Here is a 23,288-nt window from a genome sequence, read left to right as displayed (position 1 = left end):
TTTTAAATAAATTAATAATTACCATCGCTTCAATTTAATTTTTACAATTTCGCCATTTGATTTTATGGTTACAATCTTTTGGAAATTAGCATTTCCTGTTTGTGCATAATCAAAAATATCGGTATTAAGTTGAGTTCCTGCATATTGTCCATTGATATAAACATCCGAAGTTCCTGTAACTTCTCTTCTTGAAAAAGTATCGGTATAATTGAACGAAATGTATACAAAATACTCTCCTTCCATAAGATTAGTAAATTCAAAATTTCCTTTATCGTTATAAATTTCTGTAGTTAAAATACAAGATTTTGCATCTTCTGATAGAAGAATTGGTTGCGCTCCCTTTATTTTCCTTTGTTTTTTGTTAAGCTCCATCCATTCTTTGAAATATTCTGTATAAGGCAATAAAACGACTTTAGTTCCTTTCGGCGCGAATTGCTTTTTATTGACATTTAATATATCTATTCTAAGTTTTCTATTATCTACACCTGAACGATCGTCTTTTGCAAATGCTTCTCCCGAAATTACAGAATTACCTTTGGTAACCATCTTAAGAGTGGCTTCTTTATCAAATTTATTTTTAAGAGGATTAGAATCAGTTTCCTTATCTACCAACATAAAGTTATTGCCTTTCGATGAAACCGTGATTTTATAGATTTTTCGGGAAGTTTTATCAATAAAATAATCATAGAGATTTCCAGTGCTTTCTTCGTTTACAGATACTTTCCAAACCTGGTGTTCTCCTGTAAGTTCAGAATTGTAGATATTGCTTTTTACATCGGTGATATTCACATTCTGTATTTTATCTTTATTGGCAGAATCATAATCTATCACAGGAATTATGGCTTTATAACCCGTATTTAAAGGCAATGCACAAAGAACCAATGGATAAGTAGCAATATCAAAATAGTCTCCTTTATTGATATTAGTATGTTTAATATCAAACGTGCGTGTTTCTCTTTCAGATTTTCTACTGATTGGTTTCAGCGTATTTTTATCCAAAACAATATGTTCTGTCCAAAGTTTATCTGTTTTCAGGAAAATTAATTTGGAACTAAATAGAAGCTGGTCACCATCTGTAGAGACTTCTGTTTGATAATTACAAATTTCCATAGGATTTCCGCCCTTTACAAAATAGTAGCCCATGGTATAATTACTGGTTTTAATCAATTTAGTATTAATCGATCGGGAACCAGGCAGAATTTTATTTTGTCCAAAAAATAAAACTGCACAAATGCAAAAACTGAAACTAAAAAATATTTTTTTCATGTTATGCATAATTAAAATAGTTATTTTATTTTAAGGAAACTGATATACAATAGCGCCTGAAGTGGTTGCAAATTCTTGTGATAAAACCGAAGAATTATTAACTAAAATTTCCAATTTCACAGTTTGATTTGTATTGGTTCCATATGCAAGCGTTAAGATATCTCCCTTATTAACTGTACTGTTTATAGTTTTTGAATAAGGCAATGACGGATTTGCAACATCAGTATCACCTCCAGTTTCATTTTTGTATTTGATAATTGATGCAGATGAAGTTGTTGTGCTGGTTACTTTGTAAGTTATAGAAACCTGTTTAGGATATGAGCTACCGCTTGGATTATCATCATTACTATCATGTCTGCAGGACAAAGAAAAAATAGCGAGAAAAACGGTTAACAAAATTACCGATAGTGATTTAACTGTTTTCATTTTTTGGAATTTTTAATGATTAGAATTTGATACCTTTTATTTGAGATTAAAATTATTTTATATTTTAAAGCAAAAGGTGTTATATCTACCAAAGACATCTTAAACGATACAAACGGAGTATTTGATTAAAAAAATCAACTGATTCTTTTCCACGTCCATGCTTTCCAAACAATGACTGATGTTAGAATACTCTCCAAAAAAGCAAGCATCACATAAAAAATACGCCATTCTGAAATGGATGAAACACCGATAAAGAATGTAAACACGGTGAGAAAACCTGCAATTGAGATGTTTAAAATTCTGTTGATTTTAGGTTCTAAAATCAATGAAAGAAAAATCATCAAGGATGGAACTGTGAGAAGTATGGTTGCATACAGTAAATTGTATGCTGTATTCAACAAGTTTTTACCACTGATTAATCCTTCAACTTTTCCGGGGACATACAATTCAAAATAATCTCCGTAGATGTAGAGAAACATTACCGAAGTCCACAAACCGGACAGTAAAACTTTTAGATTAATTTTAAAGTCTTCAAATTCTGATTTTTTAGTTTTCATTATAATTTTTTTTTGATTTTTTAACACCAATTATTAATAGCCACAAACAAATCCCAATCTCTGCAACTGAAGGAATTTTGCCGATAATTGTTGAAAATCCACAATCCTTATAATTTGCAAATAAAGTATTGCCGAAAAAATTAGTAACATAACCGAAACATCCCAACATTAAAAGAATTCCGAAAATTTTAGGGATGAAACCCGATTTGTAAACCAAATAGCCAAAAGGTAACAGCCATAATCCCCAGAAAAAAGTGGAAATAAAAATGCCATATTCATATTGGTTAAGATGAAACATAACCAAAGCATGAAATTGCGACTCGCTATAATTTTTCAGATATTGTTCCTTATGGATTATATCTAAAATAAGATATTTGTTCTGCAGATTAATAAATGAAACAGGAATGCTGACCAATGCCGATATGACCATTGCATTGGCAACAAATTGATTGACAGATTTAAATAATTCCCTTAAAACCAAAGGCATGAAGATAAATGCCAAATAGCAAATCACACTAGAGAAAATACCGAGTCTGAATAGATTTTCATTTTGAAGAATATTATTGAAAGTTTTTGTTTCATCTCTCCAAAATATAAGTTGTTTCGGGATGTATCCCAAACTGATTATTCCTGTAATAACTACAATTAAGTATAATACACCTGCAAGTCTTGCGGTTTTTTTCTGATCCATTATTTAAAAAGGTTATGAGGTTTTATGACAAAAAAGTCCTGAAATAAAGCGAAAAGCAAAACAATCATTAAAAAAAGTCCCGCAATTATGAACCATTGTTTCGGCGAAACCCTCTGAATATCATGTTTCTTTCGAATATCACAAACTTCTCCGGGACAATATTGCGCTTTGCCTTTTTTGATGAATCCATATAATTTGCACCCAAAACAAACGCCGAATGCCGATTCTGAAAACATCAATATTAAACATACCAAACAAGCGAATCCTGTAATTGGGCTGTAAGCATTCAGAATTACCAAAAGAAAAAACATAATTACCGAAATGGTAAAGCCAATAAACCATGCAAATTTTTTCTGTTCTGCCCCTACATATTCCGGGTTTTGGTTGCTTACCACTACTCTGCCAATAATCAACAGAGGCGCATATTTCGGGTTAATGAATAACCGTGTGGAAAACTCTACCACAAAAATTGACAATACATATTTTACCGGCACAAAGTTTCCATTGTTTAGGATTAAGACTAAAGAAATAAATGCCATGAGAAACATTATTCCTGCTGTTGCCCTTATTTCCCTATTATTGAGAACGGGAATCTCATAACCATTCACTATTTCTCCAAGCTGTGTATTTTTATTCATATTTTTTTTATCTTTAATTCTTAATTTCTTCTAATAAAAATTCCCAAAAACTGTTTTTGAACTTAGATCTAAACATATCAAAATGTCCAATTTTAGAAACTCCAAAATCAATAGGAACTAAGTGTTTTCTGGTCACTTCAGCGTTCTTGTATTTTTTGCTTAGCCACTCCACGGATTGTTCCGGAGCAAAAAAATCATCGGCTACACTTATTGATAAAAGATTACATCTCATTTTGTTGAAAAACAGCTCATCATCAGAAAAATATCCAAATAAATAATCAGGATTTCTGCACCATTTCGACCATTCATTTGCTACATTTTTGGATAAATTTTCCATTTTGCTAAATCTTTTAGAAGGCATATATCCAAAAAAAGAAGTTAGCATAGGAAATAGCAGATGCCAGTTCAGAAACATCTTAACTTCATTAAATCCTTTCCAAAATCCCCAAAACCCTGATTGTGCAGATACGAGAATAATTTTATCTAAATAAACTGATGACGGTGCTAAACCAATTAATTGACCACCCACGCTGTGCCCTAAAACTACTTTTCTATGATTTGGAAATTTTTCTATGGTGTATCTAATTAACATTTCTAAATCCTGGTTCCCCCAATCGTGTAGAAACTCCTTATGCTTTTTAATATTTCCAGTTAATGACTTTCCAATTCCGCTATAATCAAATGTGATTACAGAAACGTTGTATGAATTGGCAAACTCTGCAAAATTTTGATAAAAAGATTGTTTGACACCCATTGCAGAGGCAATAATCAAAACAATATTTGAATTGTTATTTTCAAATAATTGACAACATATTACTTTATTCTCATTAATATTTATATTAAAACTTTGCGCTTTCATATTCATTTTAACAAATTTCATTTAATTTATACCAATTTGCTCTTGACTTTGGTTAGGAAAAATAAAAAATCTCCTAAATTTTAGAAGATTTTGATATTATTTGTTTAACCGTTTCCTAATTCTGCTTAAACTTTCGGGTTTCATACCTAAGAGTGATGCAATGTGCTGAATTGGCACATTCTGAACCAGTTGTGGTGTTTCTTTCAACAGTTTTAAATATCTTTCTTCAGCAGTTAATGTGGCGAGTTCTATAGTTTTTTTGTTCTTTTCTTCAATAATATTCTGAAACAACTGAATCGTATATTGTTTTACGGATATACCTTTCTCAAAAACAATATCCATATCATCTCTTCTAATCCTCAATATCTTACAATCCGTGATCGTTTGTAAACTTTCTGTAGCCGGTTTTCTCTCCATTAGACTCATGTAAGAGGCAACAAAACGAGGTTCGCTGTTAATTTCTAAAGTAATTTCATCTCCATTAATATCCGTAGAAAATTTTCGCATAAACCCGGATAAAATATAATTTTGATATTGAGGGATTTCTCCCTGCCTTTCGTAAAGAGTATTTTTCGGCAATTCAAAATATTCAAAATATTGATAACAAAGCTCCTTATCAACTTCATTCATTGGATACACTTCACTTAATTTATTGCAGAAAAAATTAAAAAAACTCATTTCATCTATCATATACAAATAGTATATTTTAGACTGCAAAAGTTACATTCAGGAAGTATATAAATAGATAAACTTTCTTTATTTTATAATTTAAGATCTTATGATTTTAAAAAAATCCGCTTTACAGAGCGGATTAACCATAGTGGATGAAAAATTTAATTTGATATAAAAAAACTATGATTTTAAAATTTGTCCCAAAAAACCTTGGTCGTTAGTTTATCACCACCAATTGCCGTGGAAGCATTACTGTAATTGGTTCCGTTTGTAGTCGCTTCCAAAGTTGGATATTGCAATCTAACCGGCACTTTACCTTCGGCGTTCGGATTTGCTGTAGATGGCGCCTGCAATTGCGGGTGATCTAATCTTCGGTAAAAATTCCATGAAATCAATGGCTGATTATACATAGCAACCCAAGCCTGTTCACCGATTGATTTTTTCCAATTTGAAGCATCATAAGGATGACTGTTAACATAATTTTGAGCATCTGTTGCTGTAAAGCCCCATTCCATAAATGAAGAAGTAATAGCCGAAGCATATAAATCTGAAGGATTTCCGGCAATTCCAAATCTCGCCGATGCTTCCAGAAGATAGAAGGCAACTTCCGTAGCCGTAATTATGTTACCCGATATCGTTGGCGTGTAAGCAAATTCTCCGGGTGCAGAAAAATCTGCAAATTCTCCAGGCTGACCAATAACCTGCCCAATATAAGAACCATTAACATCCTGAAAATATTTTGAAATTCTTGCATCAGAAGTTGCAGTAAGGTAATCTACAAACGGTTTTCCGGCAAAATAATCGTCTCTGTTTTTTGCATACACATTTTCATAAATAGGGCTGTAGTTTGGAGAGGATGATAAGTAGGAAAACTGAGCATTATCTAATACATTTGTAATAACACCTCCAGAAATCGCATCAGAAATGGTAGCTTGTGCCAAAGCAGGATTTACATCCGCTAAAGCAATCCCTAGTTTAAGAAGTAAAGAGTTTCCAAATTTTTTCCATTGACCGATATTTCCATTGTACACAATATCAGCAGATCCGAAAGCTCCACCGTTTTGCAATTTAGAAAGATCCTCTTTTAACCTCGTTATTAATTTCGGATAAATGTCAGAGTCGTTATCATAAACCGGAAGTGGAAATTCTGCATTATTTAAAGACTGTGTATAAGGAATATCACCATGAATATCCACTAAAGTTTGATAAGTGAAAACCATCATCATATCTGCAATTGCCAATTGGTTTTGTTTCTTAACTGGCCAAGAGGAAAGTTCCGAAGGTGTAGGCTGATAATTGGAGATTAATTCTTTTGCTTTGTTGAGATTATTGAGAACATTTACATAATTATCCGTCCATATATTGTTGGCTACATTTCTGTTTGTGAAATCGTAATTGCTTTCGTTAACATATGTCGTTTCCTGCCAATACTGCATAGTAAGCCTGAAATTATTTTCATTCACGTTCGGTGTATTAAGGAAATCACTCAATTCTTTTTCTGCATACGTTACAAGAGATTCAGAAGTTACATCGTATGTTGCATGCTGATCTTCATTTACATTATCCCTTGTGCAACTTGAGAGTGAAATTCCCAAAAAGATTGATAAAATTATCTTGTTTTTCATTTTTTTACTTTTAAAAATTTACTTTTAGATTAAAAGAATAGTTTCTGGTTGTTGGCATTACACCAGATTGATATCCCTGAATATTTCCCGAGGACAAGCCAGCTTCAGGATCGGCATAAGGAAGATTTTTGTGGATAATCCAAAGATTGCTTCCCGAGACACCCAATGTTAATCCCTGAATAAAAGTATTGCCTAAAACTTTTTTGTCGAAAGTATAGGAAAGGGACGCTTCCCTTAGTTTTATATAACTCGCATCATAAACGAAAGCCGCTGTAGGAGGGTCTGTTCCTAAAACCTGACTAGACATTGACCTGTCTAAACGGATTGTATTCGGAATATAATTGTTGGGATTGTTTGGATCTACCATAACACCTGGAAGAATAACGCCACCACCATTGCTCAGTTCATTTCTTATCGGATTTCCCAAATCATTGAACCCTACAGAATCTGCATAAATACCGGTTCCGTAGCCATAGTATTGGTCTAAAGAAAATATCTTACCACCTTTTTTCCAATCAATAAGGAAACTGAAATTGAAGTTTTTATATTTAAAACTATTATTCAAACCGGCAATAAAATCAGCCTGAAAACTTCCTAAATTATGGTTGGTATCTGATGTGGGAAGATAGGCTCCGTTTTCTCCCACAACTTTGTTACCATTAGGATCATATACGAAGTCTGCTCCCCAAATGCTTCCATAATCTCCATTCAAAGGTGCATTTATTGTAATTCCTCCCTGTAAACTTCCTATCGTGATATTTTCTATACCAGTCCTTAATTGTGTAACTTTAGTTCTTGGGTTTGACCAGTTAAGATTCATATCCCAATTAAAGTTATCGGATTTAAGAGGTATGATATTTAATGATATTTCAAAACCTTTTGTAGTAAGTTCTCCGGTGTTTTGAATTTTACTGATTGAGCCATTTGCAAGCGAAATTGGCAAAGGCAAGATTTGGTCGAAAGCAATATTACGGAACCAAGAAACATCAAAACCAAATCTATTATTAAATAGCTGAACATTCGTTCCGATCTCTAAATTTTTTAATTTTTGTGGCAACAAATCTGCATTTCTTAGGGTAGTATTAAATGAATATACCGGAGATTCTCCAAATGCCGATTGCACAATATATCTGTTTCGTAACTGGTCTGCTCCCGTGTCCGATCCTACTTCCGCATATGCAGCCCTTATTTTTCCGAAACTCAGCCACTTTTCCTTGATTAAGTTAGAAAATACGATACTTGCAGAAACTGACGGATAATAATAAACAGATTTTTCAGAAGGCAAAGCAGTGGATTGATCGCGTCTAAATGTTCCTTCAACATAGTAAGTATTCTTATACCCTAAAGAAGCTTGCGCAAAAGCACCGTAAATATATTTTGATGTATCAGAAATGATGGGTTTCTCTGGTGTCGCTGCAGAGTTGGAAATTGTATAAAGATTAGGAATATATAATCCACCAGAGGTTGTTTGAGCGTTAGAATAATTGGTCTGAACATTAATATTACCTCCTAAAATTGCCTGCAAATTAAAATCGCTTAAGAACGTTTTTTTGTAGGTTGCAATGACGTCATAATTTGTTTCTCTAAACCTTAAGTTTGTAACTGCATAACCAGATGGCTGTTCCAAAGTATTAAAGCTAAAAAACGCAGGGACTGAACCAACCGCTCTTCTTTCTTCAATCATCATATTATATCCATCAATACCCATTCTTCCAAGAATGTTAAAGTCCTTAGAAATATCATAGCTTAAACTGAAGTTTCCGGCAAAACGGTCGCGATTATCCGTCTGATAATTCTCGTATCTTTGAAAGTATGGATTATCCCAGTATTGAGGTGCAAGATTGGAAACGCTTTTAATGTTCCATGTATAATTTTTTCTGAAATTTTCATAAAGATATTGTTGTGTTTTCAGATCCACATTAGTAGCCCACCACTGCCGGAAATTGGTCATAATATTATCACCATAACCTGTAGAATTTCTTCCTTTCGTATTTTGAGTAATATAATTTGCAAAGATGGTTGCAGTAAGCTTTTCAGTCAAATTATAAGATGCGTTTCCACCAAAATTATTTTTCATTAAGGACGAATTTGGTAAAATGTCGGTTGCATTTGTATTTGCATAACTTAATCTAAAAGATGCTTTATCGTTAGCTCCGCCAAAAGCAATATTATTTACTTGGTTAGTTCCTTTTTGGAAAAAAGTAACAGGTCCATTCTTGGCCATTACCCATGGTGTCTTTTTACCATAATTTTGTGAATCGGGAATAAATGCGTCGTATTGCCAAACCAATAAATTCGGATCATAAGGGGCACCATAAGATGCATCGTGCCCAAATAATGCTCTTGGACTTCCCTGATATGTTGCAAAAACATTTCCTAAATAACCTTGTCCATATTATGTTTGATATTCGGGAAAAGTTGCCTTATCTACAGCTGAAACTGTAATTGAGCTTGAAAATTCCAATCCAATACCTGATTTATTCTTTTTCCCTTTTTTTGTTGTAATAATAATTGCACCATTTTGTGCCCTAGAGCCATACAGTGCAGTTGCAGCCGCACCTTTTAAAACATTTACAGATTCAATGTCGCTTGGATTAATATCTGAAACGGGACTACCGTAATCATAACCACCACCACCGTTTTGCTGGAAACTTGAATTGATATTATTATTGATAATTGGAACGCCATCTACTACAAACAGTGCCTGGTTATTTCCCAAAATACTTTTATAACCCCTTGAAACAGCATTAATGGAACCTCCAAAATTAGTGGATTGCTTAATTTCCAAACCGGCAACTTTACCAGATAGGTTGTTTAAAAAATTTGTAGTCGGATTTTTGTTAATTTCATCGCCTTTCACTTCCTGTGTGGAATATCCCAGCGATTTTTTTTCGCGTTTTATTCCTAAAGCAGTAACAACGACCCCTTCAATATTTTGGGTTTTCAAGGTATCTTTTTCTTGGGCAAAAACCAAATGCTGTCCCAAAAAAAAGCTTACACCTATCCCAATAATCTTTAGTTGATGTTTCATGATTTTGAATTTTGGTTAACAATTATTTAACAAAATTCAAAATTTGTTAAGGAGAACAGAAAAAATATCTACGAACCGCTACTATTGGTCTATAAATATTACAAAATAACTTTGATGCGTTGTTATTTTTTATAAGATCAGCGGCTTATATGTTCTGCCAATGGGCAATTTTTTACCATCAACCTGAATTTCGGAGGCAGATTTCATTTCAATTTTAGAAATAGAAACAATGTAGGATTTGTGGATGCGGATAAATTGCTTTTTATCCAAAGCTTCCTCCATTCTGCTTATAGGCATCTTTACAATGAAGATTTCGGCTTTAGTGTGGATATTAATATATTCTCGGAAACTTTCGATATAGAAAATATCATCCAGAAAAATCTTAATATTCTTTTTGCCGATGTTTATATAGATAAAATTACGGTCAGAAACTTCCAACAAAGCGTCTTCAGCTTCTGCGAAATGTTTAAATTTTCCAATAGCCGTAAGGAATCTGCTGTAAGGAATAGGCTTCATTAAATAATCCACGATATCAAGTTCGTAACCTTCAACTGCATATTCATGATATGCAGTAGTAACGATTACAAAAGGAGGATTTTTCATTTTTCTCAAAAAGTCAAATCCTTTTATTACCGGTAAATGCAGATCCAAAAAAATCAAATCTACTTTGTGAATATTTAGAAGACTACTTGCATGCACCACATCAGAACTTTTCCCAACGAGATTCAATTCTTGATCTTGTTTTACAAAATTTTCAATAATCTCAGCTGCGATTGGTTCATCTTCCACAATAATACAGTTGTATTTTTTTTTATCACTCATTAGTTTCAAACGATATTTTTAAAGTGATTCGGAATATTTTATCAGAATTATCTATTGTCAATATATGTTTGGAATATAATAATTCTAGTTGCCTTTTTATATTTTTAAGACCGATTTTTGTACTGTCTTTGGTCAATCCCAATTCTTTAGAATTTTCAACTTTATAGATTAGAGTCCTGTTTTCAAGCTTTAAATTAATTCTAATGTAAGAATCGAACCTGCTTTCGGAAGCTCCATGTTTAAAAGCATTTTCTACAAAATGCAAAAGAATGAGAGGCGAAATCTCCTGCGAGATATCATCTATTGAATGGATAAACTCTACACTCACAGACTTGTGCCTTATTCTCTGTATGTCAATAAAGTCTTGTATGTTTTCAATTTCCTTCTGTACAGAGACTTTATCTTTTGCAGAATCAAAAATATTATATCTCATTATTTTAGCAAGCTTCAGAATAATCTCTGGAGTCTGATCCGACTTTTTGAGTGAAAGTCCGTAGATATTATTAAGCGTATTGAAAAGAAAATGAGGATTTATCTGGGTTTTCAAAAGTTTCAGCTCTGCATCTGTTTTCTCTTTATGTATTTCTGCTAATTTTTTCTGCGTTTCATTCTGCTGGATAAATTTCATAAATCCTAAGGCAATTCCAACCGCAAAAACAATGTTCATCATGGCATTAAAAATACCGGGCAAAGAAAAGCGGATAGTTTCTTCAGAGTGTAAGAAATAATAGGGATAAACCAAATCATGACAAAGAATCCTGTATAAAATCACAAAAAAAACAAGGATAACCAGTATGGATATGACTCTGAAAAATTTGTTATTTATAAATTTTATTTTACCATCAATTGCTGCCAAAACGAGATAAAAAGCGGGAATCTCCGCAATAAGAAAAGTAAATTCTGAAACTACCGACAAAAAAAAGAGCTTCTTCAGGGAAAAATCTTTAAAAATTTCCTGAAGAAAAAGAAATTGCGCATTAACTTCAAAAAGATAATAGGCAATCCAAAAGTAGATCTGATATTTTATACTTCGATGAAGTTTCAAAACTATTAATTTGACTTAATTTAAAAACAGGCAAATTTCTAACCCTTTGACTAGTAATTTTAAATAAATCTACAAATTACAATCTAAAGTCTATAAACGGCAATATACTTTCTAAGGAAAAAGGATATCTTTTCTATTGCTCCATATTGTAAAGCAATTAAATTTAATAAAGTATTTTAAACCATATTTTTTTTACACAAGTACAAAATTAAAATTTATACAATCCTTTTGGAAAAACAAAAGAAAGAAAACAAAATATTAAAAGGAAATTATATTCGATGCCGTTTCTTCCGCCACCGACGACGTACCACCCTTCATCAGCATGAATCATTATGATTCCCGTAACCAAGATTAAAATATTTAGAACGGATATACACTTTAAATTTTTATTCCATATAAGTAAAGGAATGCTTAATAAATGGATGAGTTTAACCAAAATTGCAGCCGGAATGCCAAAACTGCCAAAACCTTGTCCCGACAAATAGTTCCTACCAAAATCTAAAACATCCATCGAAATAAAAGACGGAACTGCATGCATCGCCATAATAACAGCCAACGAAAATCTGATAAAAAATGAATTGATCATATTTTTTTTTCCGAAATTATACTTTACATAATTTAAGTTTAGCAAAAAAAATACAAATAACTCTTTACTGGCTACTAAATTTTTTTGCAGTGTCTCTGTTAAACTATTAGCATAAATCTCTCGTCAATTAAAACTCCCTTTTATTAAAAATTCATATCAAAATCATTTTTTTGGTCTCACACAAATAGCTTATAATTTTACAAAACAAGCTCCATTGTCATTTGCCTGCCATTTGCATTGATTTCCTGTTTCAAAAGCTGTCTTGTATTGTAATCTATATAATAGGTTGAAGTGGAGAATTCTCCAGAAATTTCATCTGAAACAGTAACAATAAAAACCTCTTTATTTAATAATTTTCCGACATTTGTGTTTTTGATATAAGCATTCAAAAGTTGCTTTTTATTTGTAGGTTTGTAATCGAAAATCGGAATTGTGGCCGTATAATTTTCCTTCAACGGTAAAAAACGTATTAGATATGGATAGACATTACTATCAAAAAAATTCCCTTTGTTATCTTGGTAAATTAGGCTTTTAATCTTACTGCTTTTATCCAAATAATATCCTTTAACTTTTTTGCTAAATTTCAAAATCATATCTCTTTGCCTATTAAACGAAGAATGGTAGAGAGGTGAAAAACTCTCTCTTCTCACTTTTGTAGAATCTGTCCATGGATCAGAAGCCATTTTCATTTTTACCGAAGTTACAATCAGGATTTCATTCTTATTTTTAGTAACCTCCGTGCTCACATCTGCAATCTCAATCTTTTGTTCTCCTTGTTTTGCAAACCATTTCATCGTATAAGTTTCATTATGAATAGCCTTTTGGCATAATTTCACATTAGATGGAGTAATCAATGTTTGGGCAGATATTTTGACGCTTGTCAATAAGAGTAAGAGAATTAATTTTTTCATATTAATTTTTGAAAGCAATACTCTAAATGATTTTTTCTTTAGTGTTTTCATATTTTTTAATTTATTAAAGTGTGTGTTTAGAAATGCAAGCAAGCCAATCTTCACAAGAGTTTAAAAAAAAACCAAAAAAAATCTTCTGTGGTAAGTTTATTTTTTAATTAAAATGAGTTGGTTATATAAAAAATTATAACATAAATTACCGAACTATATTTGTTATAGAAAATACTGATAAATAATTATTTTGATGCCATCAGAGGAAATTTGCATCATATCACCTTAATTCTGTGCTAAATAATATTTCATAATTTTACAAAAAACTTTATTCAAAAAATGGCCGAAACAAATAGTATCCATGAAATTTTTTTCAAATATCTCTCTCAATATGATTTCAATGAAGAAATTTTAGATTATTCTATTGTAGATAATCATATCAAAACATTACAATCTATTTCTGATATTGGAAATTCGGGAACAGGAATATTTGATGTTTCAAAGAAAGAAGCCATTTTCTATTCCTCTAATTTTGGAAAATTGCTTGGCTATTCTCCTTCAGATTATCAAACATTAGGGCAAAATTTTTTTGCGAAAAAAATTCATCCAGAAGATGCTTATAAATGCAGTGTAAGCGGAGTTACTATTTTAAAAATTTTAAGCAATTTTAATAGATCTGAAAAACTTACGCACAAAATGATCTCTGAATACCGTATGTTGAATAAACAAAACAAATATATTAAGCTTATTGAGCAATATCAAGTTTTAGAACTCGATGAGAAAGGACAAATTTGGCTATTGATGAATATTGTAGATATTTCGCCTAACCAAGATGAGTCTGAAGGTAGTAAGAGTAAACTATATAACTTTAAAACGGGACAAATTATTCCCTTAGAAGATAACCCAAAGATACAATTTGAATTAACTAAAAGAGAAACAGAAATTCTTAGTCTTGTGAGAGATGGTTTCTTAAGCAAAGAAATTTCTGATAAACTATCAATAAGTGTGCATACAGTAAATACACACCGACAAAGATTTCTAGAAAAATTAGGTGCGAACAATTCTATGGAAGCAGTTATATTTGCTTCTAAACATGGCCTTTTATAGTTGTTTTTACTGATTAATCATTATTTCGAAACTTTCTTTTTTCAAGGAGATTTGCAGAAAAGTAAATTTTCATGAAAACAAAAGCAATCTTCTTATTTCTTTTAGCCATTGCGCTACAAATTTTTGCTCAAACTCCCACACAAACTATTAAAGGTTTAGTTTTAGATGCATCTTCTAACAAGCCTATAGAAAATGCAATATTTTCTATAAACAATACTGAGATTTTCACTAAAACTGATATTTCAGGAAATTTCAATTTAAAGAATATTCCTGTTGGAACTTATACCTTTAAAATTTCTGCTGAAAATTATGAAACTTACTTCATCAGTGAGGCAATAATCAACTCTGCTAAAGAGACTAACCTTAATATTTTTCTATCCGAAAAAATTAAAACAATTGACGAGGTTGTAATAAAACAAAAAATCAACAAACAAACTCCCTTAAATGCAACAGCTTCCGTTGGTGCAAAAATGTTGAGCATGGAAGAAGCAAGTAGATATGCTGGAGGATTTGATGATCCAGCAAGGTTGGTTTCTACTTTTGCAGGAGTAAGCAGTAATGTTGGCAACAATGGCATAAGTGTTCACGGCAATAATCCGAAATATTTGCAATGGAAATTAGAAGGGATTGAAATCCCAAACCCAAATCATTTTGCCGACACCAATACTTTTGGAGCAGGAATACTTTCTGGTTTGAGTAGCCATAACCTAGGAAATTCGGATTTTTTTTCAGGTGCTTTTCCGGCAGAATACAGCAATGTTCTCTCAGGTATTTTTGACATGAACATCAGGAAGGGAAATACAGGAAAAAAAGAGAGAACATTTCAGGCAGGATTTACAGGCTTTGATTACGCAGAAGAAGGTCCTTTTAAAAAGGGAGGAAATTCAAGCTATATTTTCAACTACAGGTATTCTTCATTGTCATTGCTTAAAAGTTTATTTCCGCAGGACGCAGGAAAAGGCATTAAATATCAAGACCTCTCTTTTAAATTGAATTTTCCGACAAAAAAAGCCGGCACATTTTCTCTCTGGGGATTGGGAATGAAAGATTTCACAGGAATTGACGCCAAAACAAATCCCAATGATTGGGAAACTATTGCCAACAAGCAAACCATGAACATCGATTATAAATTAGGAACTCTTGGTTTAAGCCATAAAATACTGGTCAAAGAAAAATCATATATAAAATCGATTATTGCGACGACATCCAACAACATAAATATTGATGTTGACCTAATTGATCAAAATGGAAATCTAAATCCTGATTCCAATGTTAAAAACAGCACGACAAACATTATATTATCATCTTATATCAACACAAAATTCAGTCCTAAAAACATCAATAAAACTGGATTCACCATTACAAATATGAGATACCATATGCTGATTGATAAAAACTCCTTGAATATCGTAAATAATAATGGCAACTCGTTTCTAATGAATGTTTATTCCAATACGACATATAATATTAGCAACAACCTGAATTTTAACATTGGCGTAAGTTCCCAATATTTTGCACTGAATAACAAATTCACTATTGAACCTAGATTTGGATTGAAATACTATTTATCATCTGAACATATATTAAGTTTTGGATATGGTCTTCATAGTCGTTTAGAAAGTTTAAACTACTATTTCTCCAAAAACCCGAGTTACAATAATGAACTTATCAATAAAAATCTTGATTTCACGAAATCACATCATTTTGCGGTGGATTATGATTTTAATATTTCACAAAACGCGCATTTCAAAACGGAAGTTTTTTACCAGAATATTTATAATGTACCCGTTATAAAAGACAGCTCTTTTTCAATACTAAATAATGTAAATGATTGGTTTGTTAATGGCAAGTTAGAAAACACAGGAAAAGGTAGAAACTATGGCATAGATGTTAGTCTGGATAAATACATTACTAGTGGATTTTACTATAATATCAATGCGTCACTTTTCAGCACAGAATATACAGGAGGTGACAATATCTGGAGAAAAACAAGGTTTGACAGGAACTACGCCATTAATATTTTAGGAGGCAAGGAATGGACATTCGGTAAAGAAAAAAATAGAGCATTTGGTACCAACTTTAGACTAATTTATCAAGGTGGTGATAGATATTCACCAATCGATTTAGGAAATTCAATAATTAAACAAGATGTTGTCTTTGATGAAAACAGAGCATTTTCACAACAACTTTCACCATCGTTTGTAACACATTTTACATTTTTATATCGAGTAAATAAGAAAAAATCAACACAAGAAATTGCATTGAAAATATTAAATGCAAATCGATATAAAGAGTTTTACGATTTCAGGTTTAATTACAAAACACAAGGCGTTGATGAACATAGAGACGCTATCATAATTCCAAATTTAAGTTATAAAATTGAGTTTTAATAGTAGTTTTTTACAAAGCAGGACATATTATTTTGGCATCTCTAATTAACAGTAAAATAGATTTAAATGTAATAGCCACGACTTTATCTGACAGTTAGGGGTTAAAAATAATTTTGTACAACAAAGTATATAATCGTTTCTATTTATTGTGTTCTTCAATAAGTACAGACATATATTTATTAAAATATGAAACTTCATCCTCTAATATGGAGAAGAACTCCAAATCAGTATTCTCAACTTCCATCAGAGCTTTTTGCAGTACTTCTGCGCCGCTATCAGTTAGCTGAATAGTTTTTGCTCTGGTATCTGTCTTATGTTCTTGTCTTGTTAAAAAGCCTTTCTCTTCCAGCGTACGCAAAACTTTTGAAACCATCATCCGGTCAGTATTACTTTGATTTGCAATATCAACCTGAGTTACCGAATTATTGGTTTTAGAAAGCCAGCCTAATGCAGCCAATAAAACAAACTGAGTCTGTGTTAAATCTAATGGATCCAGACATTTTTTTATTTTCCGCTGCCAAAGCATCGTTACCTGCCCAAGCAAGTAACCCGGACTATTTTTTGGACTCTTAAAATGAAAATCAATTTCTTTAGACATTATTATTAAGCATTTTTGATGAAATTAGCTCGAAGTCGTGCCTGTTGATTTCAAAAAAACCTAAACGGAACTTATACCCCCAATTCCGCTTATTTTCAATAAAATCCAGATCATTAATTAATGGAAGAACAGGTGTATCCCGTGATGGAATGAATTCTATGTTTCTTCTTGAAGGACAAAAATCATTCGAAACCTGATAATCATACACTTCGTCATCCTTTACTTCACCCAAGGCAGTAAATTCCTGACACTTATCAGTTTTCCCCAATGTTTGCTTTCCCGAATAATAAATGATAAAATCGCCTTTTGTCATTCTCTTTAACGGAGTCGATTTTCCGTGACAAGCTTGGGCAATACCCTGTGCAATTCCATTTTTAACGTGATCCCTGGACGCCACTGCTAACCAATATTTTATTTTCTTGTTTTCCATTTTATGTAAACTTGGTAAAGACCAATATTTAATCATTTGGAAGTTTTACAAATCTATTCCAAATGATTAAATATTCCTAAAAAAGCATTTCTTTTTTAGTTTTTGGCTTTACATTTATCTTAATAATTATTTTAACGGTAAGCATTCTCTAAAAAGTCAGAAAGAGAACTTGTTTTTCTACCTAAAACTCTTTCCAGATCTTTTGATTGCTGGTCGAATTCTCCAATTTCAATTGCTGAGCTAAATGTGCTGAGAATATCAATAATGTGATCAGGCACACCAAATTTGCTCATTTGACTTTCAAATTCTGATATTTCCGGAGAAATATATTTAATAGGCTCTTTTAATACAGAAGTTAATATTTTCGCTATTTGTGGAAAACTCAATTGCTCACTACCATTAAACTCTACAATTATATTTTCATACGCTGTAGGATTCAAAAGAATGTTTACAGCGGCATCCGCTAAATCTTTCTTAGGTATGAAAGACGTCACACCATTTCCTGCCGGTAAATAAATTGTTTTCGTTCTCAATAGCTGATGCTTATCGCCAATTAGCATTCCGATTACTTCGGCATATAGGTTATGACGCAATATCGTATACGGGATTCCTGATATTTTAAGGAATTCTTCAGTTTTTCTGTGAGACTCTACAAGACCTGCTAAAGGAGAATAGCCGTTTTCGCCCTTGCTTATCCCACTTGTATATACAATATGCCCAATACCTGCTTTTACTGAAGCATCAATCACATTTTTATGAAGTCCTGCTCTATCCTCGTCGTCACCTGCTGATACAAAATACAATATATCAATGTCTTCAAAAGCTTTTTTCAAACCCTCTATGTCGCGATAATCTCCAGTTTTAACCTCAATACCTTCGTTGGCATATTGTTTTGCCAACTCATTTTCCTGATCTCTTACTAAAACAGCAAGATTATCAATTCCAGTCCTTTCCTTCAATAGGCCGACAACTTTACTTCCTAATCCCCCTGTAGCTCCGGTGATTAATATCTTATTCTTCATATTTTAAATCTGTCTGCAATTTGTTTTAGTTACTTTGACTCTAGGAAGGTAAGTTTATAACCGTCAAGGTCCAATATATGAAATGCTCTTCCAAAAGGTGTTTCTATAATTGGTCCCGCAGTCTGTACTCCGTTAGATATTAGTTGTTCCTTTAGTTTATCAACGTTTTCTTCTACAGCAAACCAAAGTGCAACCCCGGTACCCAGTTCTCTACCTTCAAGTGCTTCAAGCGGTGTGCGAATTGCAAAACTTGCTTCTCCTTCGTTATACTTAAAAACACATGCCTGTGGATTTACATCTTGTATTTCAAATCCTAATTTCTCAGTATAAAACTCTTTTGAAGCATCTAAATTTTTCACCTGTAATGATGCGAATGTTAATTGTTTCATTGTATAAATATTTTTTGTTGTTGCAAATATAATATTCACGACAACAATATGCAAGTTTTTTAATTTTTTTTGTTCGCCTTGTTGAAAACAATAATTACATAATGGATTACAGCGATATTAATGAGAAAATTCTCAAATACAATTAGAGAATTTTCTCATTAATTCACCTCAATATATAGCTTAAATACCATTTGATACCTTTAAAATGGCATCTATATCCTTTAATAAATGATTTATGCATAGCCCCTGTTAAGATACTCTCAACCAATGTAACAACTCATATCTGAACCTTTATTACTTTATGAAACAGATTCGTTGTAGGATTTTTATTGTTGAAAAATACTATAAACCTGCAACTGGAACTAATGGATTAATGCTACAATCTGCATTATTTGTGCTATCCGCTTTCCATATATTCAAATACATTTCAAGATTAATTAAAAATTAAAAACAATATGAAAGCATTAGTTTATTATGGTGATCACGATATTAAATATGAGGAAAAACCAAAACCTGAAATTTTAAAACCTACCGATGCGATTGTAAAAATTGTAAAAACTACCATCTGTGGAACCGATTTGGGAATTTACAAAGGAAAAAACCCTGAAATAACACCTGGAAGAATTTTAGGACACGAAGGAATCGGAATCGTGGAACAAGTCGGAGAAAGTGTAACTAATTTTAAAGTGGGTGACAAAGTGCTTATCTCTTGCGTGACATCTTGTGGTTCCTGCGAATACTGCAAAAAACAATTGTATGCTCATTGTAAAGATGGTGGTTGGATTTTAGGATATATGATCGACGGAGTTCAGGCAGAATATACAAGAATTCCACATGCGGATAACAGCCTTTACAAATATCCGGATACGATTGATGATGATGTTGCAGTCATGTTGAGCGACATTCTTCCCACAGGACACGAAATTGGTGTACAATACGGAAATGTAAAACCAGGCGATGCGATTGCTATTGTTGGAGCGGGGCCTGTTGGAATGTCTGTTTTATTAACTTCTCAATTCTATTCTCCGTCGACCATTATTATGGTGGATATGGATGAGAACCGATTAGAATTGGCTAAAACTTTAGGGGCAACTCACACGGTAAATTCCGCGGTTGAAAATGCAGAAGAAGCCATCAAAAAAATTACCGGAGAAGAAGGTGTGGATGTTGCTATCGAGGCAGTGGGAATCCCGCCAACCTGGGATATTTGTCAAAAAATTGTAAAACCGGGAGGTCATCTTGCCAATGTTGGTGTTCACGGCGTGAAAGTAGATTTTGAAATTCAGAAATTGTGGATTAAAAACCTTACGATAACAACAGGATTGGTCAATACCAACACAACACCAATGCTGCTGAAAGCAACTGCAACGAACAAACTTCCTCTAAAATCGCTGATTACCCATCATTACAAATTAGACCAGATTGAAGAAGCCTATCAAGTATTCTTGAACGGAGCGAAAGAAAAAGCAATGAAAATAATCATCGAAGTAAATTAATCGCATTAACCAAAATCTACATAAAAACATCTTTTTTAAGATGTTTTTTCTTTTTACGAAACAGAAGTGTTCATCAGCTGATATTGTTTCGGCGTAATACCTTCGTACTTTTTGAACATCCGGATAAAATAATTACTGTCTTCAAAACCCGTTGCAAACGAAACCTCATTGATATGAATATAAGGATTGTTTAAAAGTCTTTTGGCATATTTTATTTTTTCTTTAATGATAAATTCCGCCGGACTCATACCCAATTCTCTTTTAAAATTACGGTAAAATGTACTCGAACTCATACAAGCGTATTTGCTGAGTTCTTTCATCTGAATCGGTTCACCAATGTGTTTTCGGATATAATCGACGGAAGAAGCGATCGGACTATTGGCTTCCATAACCAAAAACTGGTTTTGGTCGAGTCGTTTTGCAGTTTGTGTCTGTACAATCCGAATAATCAATTCCTGCAAACTCAGATATGAAAGCGCATCTTTCGCAACATTTTCGCTCATACATTCTTTCGCTATTTTGTTGATAGCATTCGCTAAATCCTGACTGTTGTAAAAATAATACGTTTCAAAATCAATTCTCCATAAATTGGCTGTTCCTTCTTTCGGAAATTTATCATTCAGAAAATCCAACGTATCATCAATAATTCTTTTATCAATTGCCAAAGCAATGCACTGCGTCGGTCTGTTTTCGGAAGCTTCCGGAAAATCTACTTTAAAACCTGATTTTGGAGGAACAATAAACGTTTCTCCCGGAAGATACTCAAATGGCGTTCTATCCTGATAATGAATTCGTTTTTTGCCTCTCAGCATACTTGTTACAACAAAATCATTAAATTCTAAAGGAACTTTTTCCGAATACTGATGTGTTTCAAAGAGACTCAATTCACAGTTTTCCAGTGAAAAAACGGAACGGTTCTCAATCAAAGTCTGAAGTGATTTTTCGTGAGAAAGCTCTACACTATGAAGTAATGATTTTTGAAACATTTATAGATTGGAATTATTATCAACTAATAAAAGTAAAATTATCAGTATTTTTTATTTAGGTAAATTAAACAAAAAAAATAAAACTACTAAAATAAAAATCAGTTACTTGTTTATCTGCTATTTCTGCAATCGCATTTTTTTATTAGGTGGTTTGATTACTATCCGTTCTTCATTAGGTTATTAGCAAGTTTAGGTAATATTCGCTGTATGAATTTTAAAAGTTTTACTTTACCTATATTACTTTCAAATCTATCTTTTGTGAAATTGATTAAAAATTCATTTACAAGTTGTTTGGGGGTAATTTTACCTTTTCCGCGCCCTTCTGTCATTGCTGTATCAACCAGCGGTGGCAGTATTTCAAATACTTTAACCGTTGTATTCTCTAATTGGTAACGAAGTGCTTTTGTTGCATTGTGAATTGCAGCTTTTGTTGCACAATAAATAGGCGCTGATTTTTTTGGAGCCAATGCAAGTCCCGATGAAATATTAACAATTGCTGCAGTTTGTTTTAATGCTAATATTGGGAGTAATCCATAAACAATCTGCATTGGACTTGTAAAATTTATTTGTATCTCATTTTCAATTTTTCTGTGACCATCTTGTTCATCCAGCCAGTTGTAATTATTTTGGATACCTGCATTGTTAATTACAACATTAATGTCATTATGTTTTTCCAAGCATTGGTTGATTAAGTTGATTACTGAAATGTTATCGCTTAAATTACAAAGCAGTATTTCAATTTTAGGAAATTGAATTTTAAGTTCGTCCAGATTGTGTTGATTGCTGGAAGTAACAATTAATTTATTATCAAGATTATAAAATTGCTGAACTATTTCAAAACCAATTCCTGAAGTTCCGCCTGTTATTAAAATGGTATTATTAGATAATTTCATAGGGTCTATTTCAAAGTGTTTTTTAATTCATATTCTTTCAATGCTTCCGAATATAATTTTATAAATGCCTGGTTAGAATACGGGTTTTGGCCTGTTATAAGTTCTCTGTCTCGAATTGCAAAATTAGCTGCCGGACCTCCTTTTTTGTGTTTCAAACCCATTTTTTTGAGTTGTTGGGATATTTTCCTATTTTCGGGTTTGCCTTTCATCACAAAATTTTCAATAAAAAGCTCCTCCAATCCTGTTACAGAGTTAACCTTATAACCGATAAAGGGGTTTTCTTCTTTAGGAATAGAGAGTATCAATGCCGGAGCGTGGCAAATTAAACCGATTGCTTTTCCATTGTTTGAAAATTCTTTTAAAAGCCTTTTAATTTTCTTATCATATATTAAATCTGCCATTAGACCCTGGCCACCAGGAATTATTATTCCAGAATATTGATTTATATTTTCCAAACTATTTTCGAGTGTTTTCGGAGTATTAAACTTTTCATTATTCTGAACAAAATATTTGTCTTCATCTAAAGGAGAATTTCTTCCTTTCCAATATTTTTTATTTAAACTTTCTTTATCAATAGATGGTTTTATACCGAAAGGGGTTGCAAAATCTACTTCATACCCTAAACCTATAATTTCTCTATATGCTAAATAAAATTCGCTTAAAAAAACACCTGTTTCCGTATATGTTTTGCCATTTTTTAATTGAAGTTCTTTAGCAGCACTCATCACAAAAAGAACTTTCTTTTGAGAGAATACAGACGAGAAACACAATAGGCTGATAATTGCGAGCATTGACTTTTGTACCATAATAATGTTTAATTTGAATTATGGAACAAAGAAAAAAAGAACGGTTGTTCT

The 23,288-nt window shown here is 32.4% G+C and carries 24 protein-coding genes; 3 read left to right on the top strand and 21 right to left on the bottom strand.

All coding sequences use genetic code 11. From position 1 onward, the window contains the following. Positions 1-18: 18 nt before the first annotated feature. The 14 genes from MKS83_RS20440 to MKS83_RS20375 all read right to left on the bottom strand — a co-directional run bounded on the left by MKS83_RS20440 (position 19) and on the right by MKS83_RS20375 (position 13,129). Complete coding sequence (locus tag MKS83_RS20440) at positions 19-1,266, bottom strand: hypothetical protein (protein ID WP_240581110.1); 1,248 nt, start codon at positions 1,264-1,266, stop codon at positions 19-21. Positions 1,267-1,296: 30 nt separating this feature from the next. Further along, positions 1,297-1,692: a hypothetical protein gene (locus MKS83_RS20435; RefSeq protein ID WP_240581109.1), complete on the bottom strand. Its 396-nt coding sequence runs from the start codon at positions 1,690-1,692 to the stop codon at positions 1,297-1,299. Between the two features lie 134 nt (positions 1,693-1,826). Then, positions 1,827-2,249 carry a DUF6326 family protein gene (locus MKS83_RS20430; RefSeq protein WP_240581108.1) on the bottom strand — a complete coding sequence of 141 codons (423 nt, stop codon included), beginning with the start codon at positions 2,247-2,249 and terminating at the stop codon, positions 1,827-1,829. Beyond that, positions 2,239-2,940 carry a DUF4386 domain-containing protein gene (locus tag MKS83_RS20425; protein WP_240581107.1) on the bottom strand — a complete coding sequence of 234 codons (702 nt, stop codon included), beginning with the start codon at positions 2,938-2,940 and terminating at the stop codon, positions 2,239-2,241. The genes MKS83_RS20430 and MKS83_RS20425 overlap by 11 nt, the downstream gene beginning before the upstream one ends. Then, positions 2,940-3,578 (bottom strand): DUF4395 domain-containing protein, encoded by a 639-nt coding sequence (locus tag MKS83_RS20420; protein ID WP_240581106.1) that lies wholly within the window; start codon positions 3,576-3,578, stop codon positions 2,940-2,942. The genes MKS83_RS20425 and MKS83_RS20420 overlap by 1 nt, the downstream gene beginning before the upstream one ends. Before the next feature lie 13 nt (positions 3,579-3,591). Further along, complete coding sequence (locus MKS83_RS20415; protein ID WP_240581105.1) at positions 3,592-4,443, bottom strand: alpha/beta fold hydrolase; 852 nt, start codon at positions 4,441-4,443, stop codon at positions 3,592-3,594. 90 nt (positions 4,444-4,533) lie between these two features. Next, a complete protein-coding gene (locus tag MKS83_RS20410) occupies positions 4,534-5,127 on the bottom strand; it encodes a Crp/Fnr family transcriptional regulator (RefSeq protein ID WP_240581104.1) in 594 nt (197 codons plus the stop codon). Between the two features lie 170 nt (positions 5,128-5,297). Continuing rightward, positions 5,298-6,734 carry a SusD/RagB family nutrient-binding outer membrane lipoprotein gene (locus tag MKS83_RS20405; RefSeq protein WP_240581103.1) on the bottom strand — a complete coding sequence of 479 codons (1,437 nt, stop codon included), beginning with the start codon at positions 6,732-6,734 and terminating at the stop codon, positions 5,298-5,300. Between the two features lie 10 nt (positions 6,735-6,744). Then, complete coding sequence (locus MKS83_RS20400; protein ID WP_240581102.1) at positions 6,745-8,958, bottom strand: TonB-dependent receptor; 2,214 nt, start codon at positions 8,956-8,958, stop codon at positions 6,745-6,747. A 171-nt stretch (positions 8,959-9,129) separates the two neighbouring features. Next, positions 9,130-9,765, bottom strand: coding sequence for a TonB-dependent receptor plug domain-containing protein (locus tag MKS83_RS20395; RefSeq protein ID WP_240581101.1), 636 nt, complete (start codon positions 9,763-9,765; stop codon positions 9,130-9,132). A 129-nt stretch (positions 9,766-9,894) separates the two neighbouring features. Further along, the gene (locus MKS83_RS20390; protein ID WP_240581100.1) at positions 9,895-10,587 is read right to left on the bottom strand and encodes a LytR/AlgR family response regulator transcription factor; all 693 of its coding nucleotides are present in this window, start codon (positions 10,585-10,587) and stop codon (positions 9,895-9,897) included. Next, entirely contained in the window at positions 10,580-11,632 is a 1,053-nt protein-coding gene (locus tag MKS83_RS20385; RefSeq protein WP_240581099.1) for a sensor histidine kinase, read from the bottom strand. Before MKS83_RS20385 ends, MKS83_RS20390 begins: the two co-directional genes overlap by 8 nt. Positions 11,633-11,840: 208 nt before the next feature. Beyond that, entirely contained in the window at positions 11,841-12,218 is a 378-nt protein-coding gene (locus MKS83_RS20380) for a DoxX family protein (protein WP_240581098.1), read from the bottom strand. Between the two features lie 197 nt (positions 12,219-12,415). Then, complete coding sequence (locus MKS83_RS20375) at positions 12,416-13,129, bottom strand: hypothetical protein (protein ID WP_240581097.1); 714 nt, start codon at positions 13,127-13,129, stop codon at positions 12,416-12,418. A 330-nt stretch (positions 13,130-13,459) separates the two neighbouring features. Here MKS83_RS20375 and MKS83_RS20370 point away from each other — a divergent pair, with 330 nt between their 5' ends. Beyond that, positions 13,460-14,227, top strand: coding sequence for a LuxR C-terminal-related transcriptional regulator (locus MKS83_RS20370; RefSeq protein ID WP_240581096.1), 768 nt, complete (start codon positions 13,460-13,462; stop codon positions 14,225-14,227). Between the two features lie 71 nt (positions 14,228-14,298). Beyond that, a complete protein-coding gene (locus MKS83_RS20365) occupies positions 14,299-16,617 on the top strand; it encodes a TonB-dependent receptor (RefSeq protein WP_240581095.1) in 2,319 nt (772 codons plus the stop codon). Positions 16,618-16,756: 139 nt separating this feature from the next. On the opposite strand, the gene MKS83_RS20360 is transcribed toward MKS83_RS20365, so the two are convergent. From MKS83_RS20360 to MKS83_RS20345, 4 genes are all read right to left on the bottom strand, one after another. Beyond that, positions 16,757-17,215 carry a MarR family winged helix-turn-helix transcriptional regulator gene (locus tag MKS83_RS20360; RefSeq protein ID WP_240581094.1) on the bottom strand — a complete coding sequence of 153 codons (459 nt, stop codon included), beginning with the start codon at positions 17,213-17,215 and terminating at the stop codon, positions 16,757-16,759. Beyond that, on the bottom strand, positions 17,208-17,645 hold the full coding sequence (locus MKS83_RS20355; RefSeq protein WP_240583208.1) for an EVE domain-containing protein: 438 nt from the start codon (positions 17,643-17,645) through the stop codon (positions 17,208-17,210). The genes MKS83_RS20360 and MKS83_RS20355 overlap by 8 nt, the downstream gene beginning before the upstream one ends. A 131-nt stretch (positions 17,646-17,776) precedes the next feature. Beyond that, on the bottom strand, positions 17,777-18,667 hold the full coding sequence (locus MKS83_RS20350; RefSeq protein ID WP_240581093.1) for an SDR family oxidoreductase: 891 nt from the start codon (positions 18,665-18,667) through the stop codon (positions 17,777-17,779). Positions 18,668-18,696: 29 nt separating this feature from the next. Then, a complete protein-coding gene (locus MKS83_RS20345) occupies positions 18,697-19,056 on the bottom strand; it encodes a VOC family protein (RefSeq protein WP_240581092.1) in 360 nt (119 codons plus the stop codon). Positions 19,057-19,511: 455 nt separating this feature from the next. Between MKS83_RS20345 and MKS83_RS20340 the strand changes: the two genes are divergently transcribed. After that, positions 19,512-20,552, top strand: a complete 1,041-nt coding sequence (locus MKS83_RS20340) for a zinc-dependent alcohol dehydrogenase family protein (protein WP_240581091.1) — start codon at positions 19,512-19,514, stop codon at positions 20,550-20,552. Positions 20,553-20,605: 53 nt separating this feature from the next. On the opposite strand, the gene MKS83_RS20335 is transcribed toward MKS83_RS20340, so the two are convergent. The 3 genes from MKS83_RS20335 to MKS83_RS20325 all read right to left on the bottom strand — a co-directional run bounded on the left by MKS83_RS20335 (position 20,606) and on the right by MKS83_RS20325 (position 23,156). After that, entirely contained in the window at positions 20,606-21,538 is a 933-nt protein-coding gene (locus MKS83_RS20335; RefSeq protein WP_240581090.1) for an AraC family transcriptional regulator, read from the bottom strand. Positions 21,539-21,696: 158 nt separating this feature from the next. Next, the gene (locus MKS83_RS20330; protein WP_240581089.1) at positions 21,697-22,431 is read right to left on the bottom strand and encodes an SDR family oxidoreductase; all 735 of its coding nucleotides are present in this window, start codon (positions 22,429-22,431) and stop codon (positions 21,697-21,699) included. Positions 22,432-22,436: 5 nt separating this feature from the next. After that, a complete protein-coding gene (locus MKS83_RS20325) occupies positions 22,437-23,156 on the bottom strand; it encodes a type 1 glutamine amidotransferase domain-containing protein (RefSeq protein ID WP_240581088.1) in 720 nt (239 codons plus the stop codon). Between the last annotated feature and the right edge of the window lie 132 nt (positions 23,157-23,288).

The sequence above is a fragment of the Chryseobacterium sp. Y16C genome, from assembly GCF_022488405.1.
GTDB lineage: Bacteria > Bacteroidota > Bacteroidia > Flavobacteriales > Weeksellaceae > Chryseobacterium > Chryseobacterium geocarposphaerae.
Note: the sequence above shows the minus strand (reverse complement) of the source record. Positions and strands in the feature narration are given on the sequence as shown.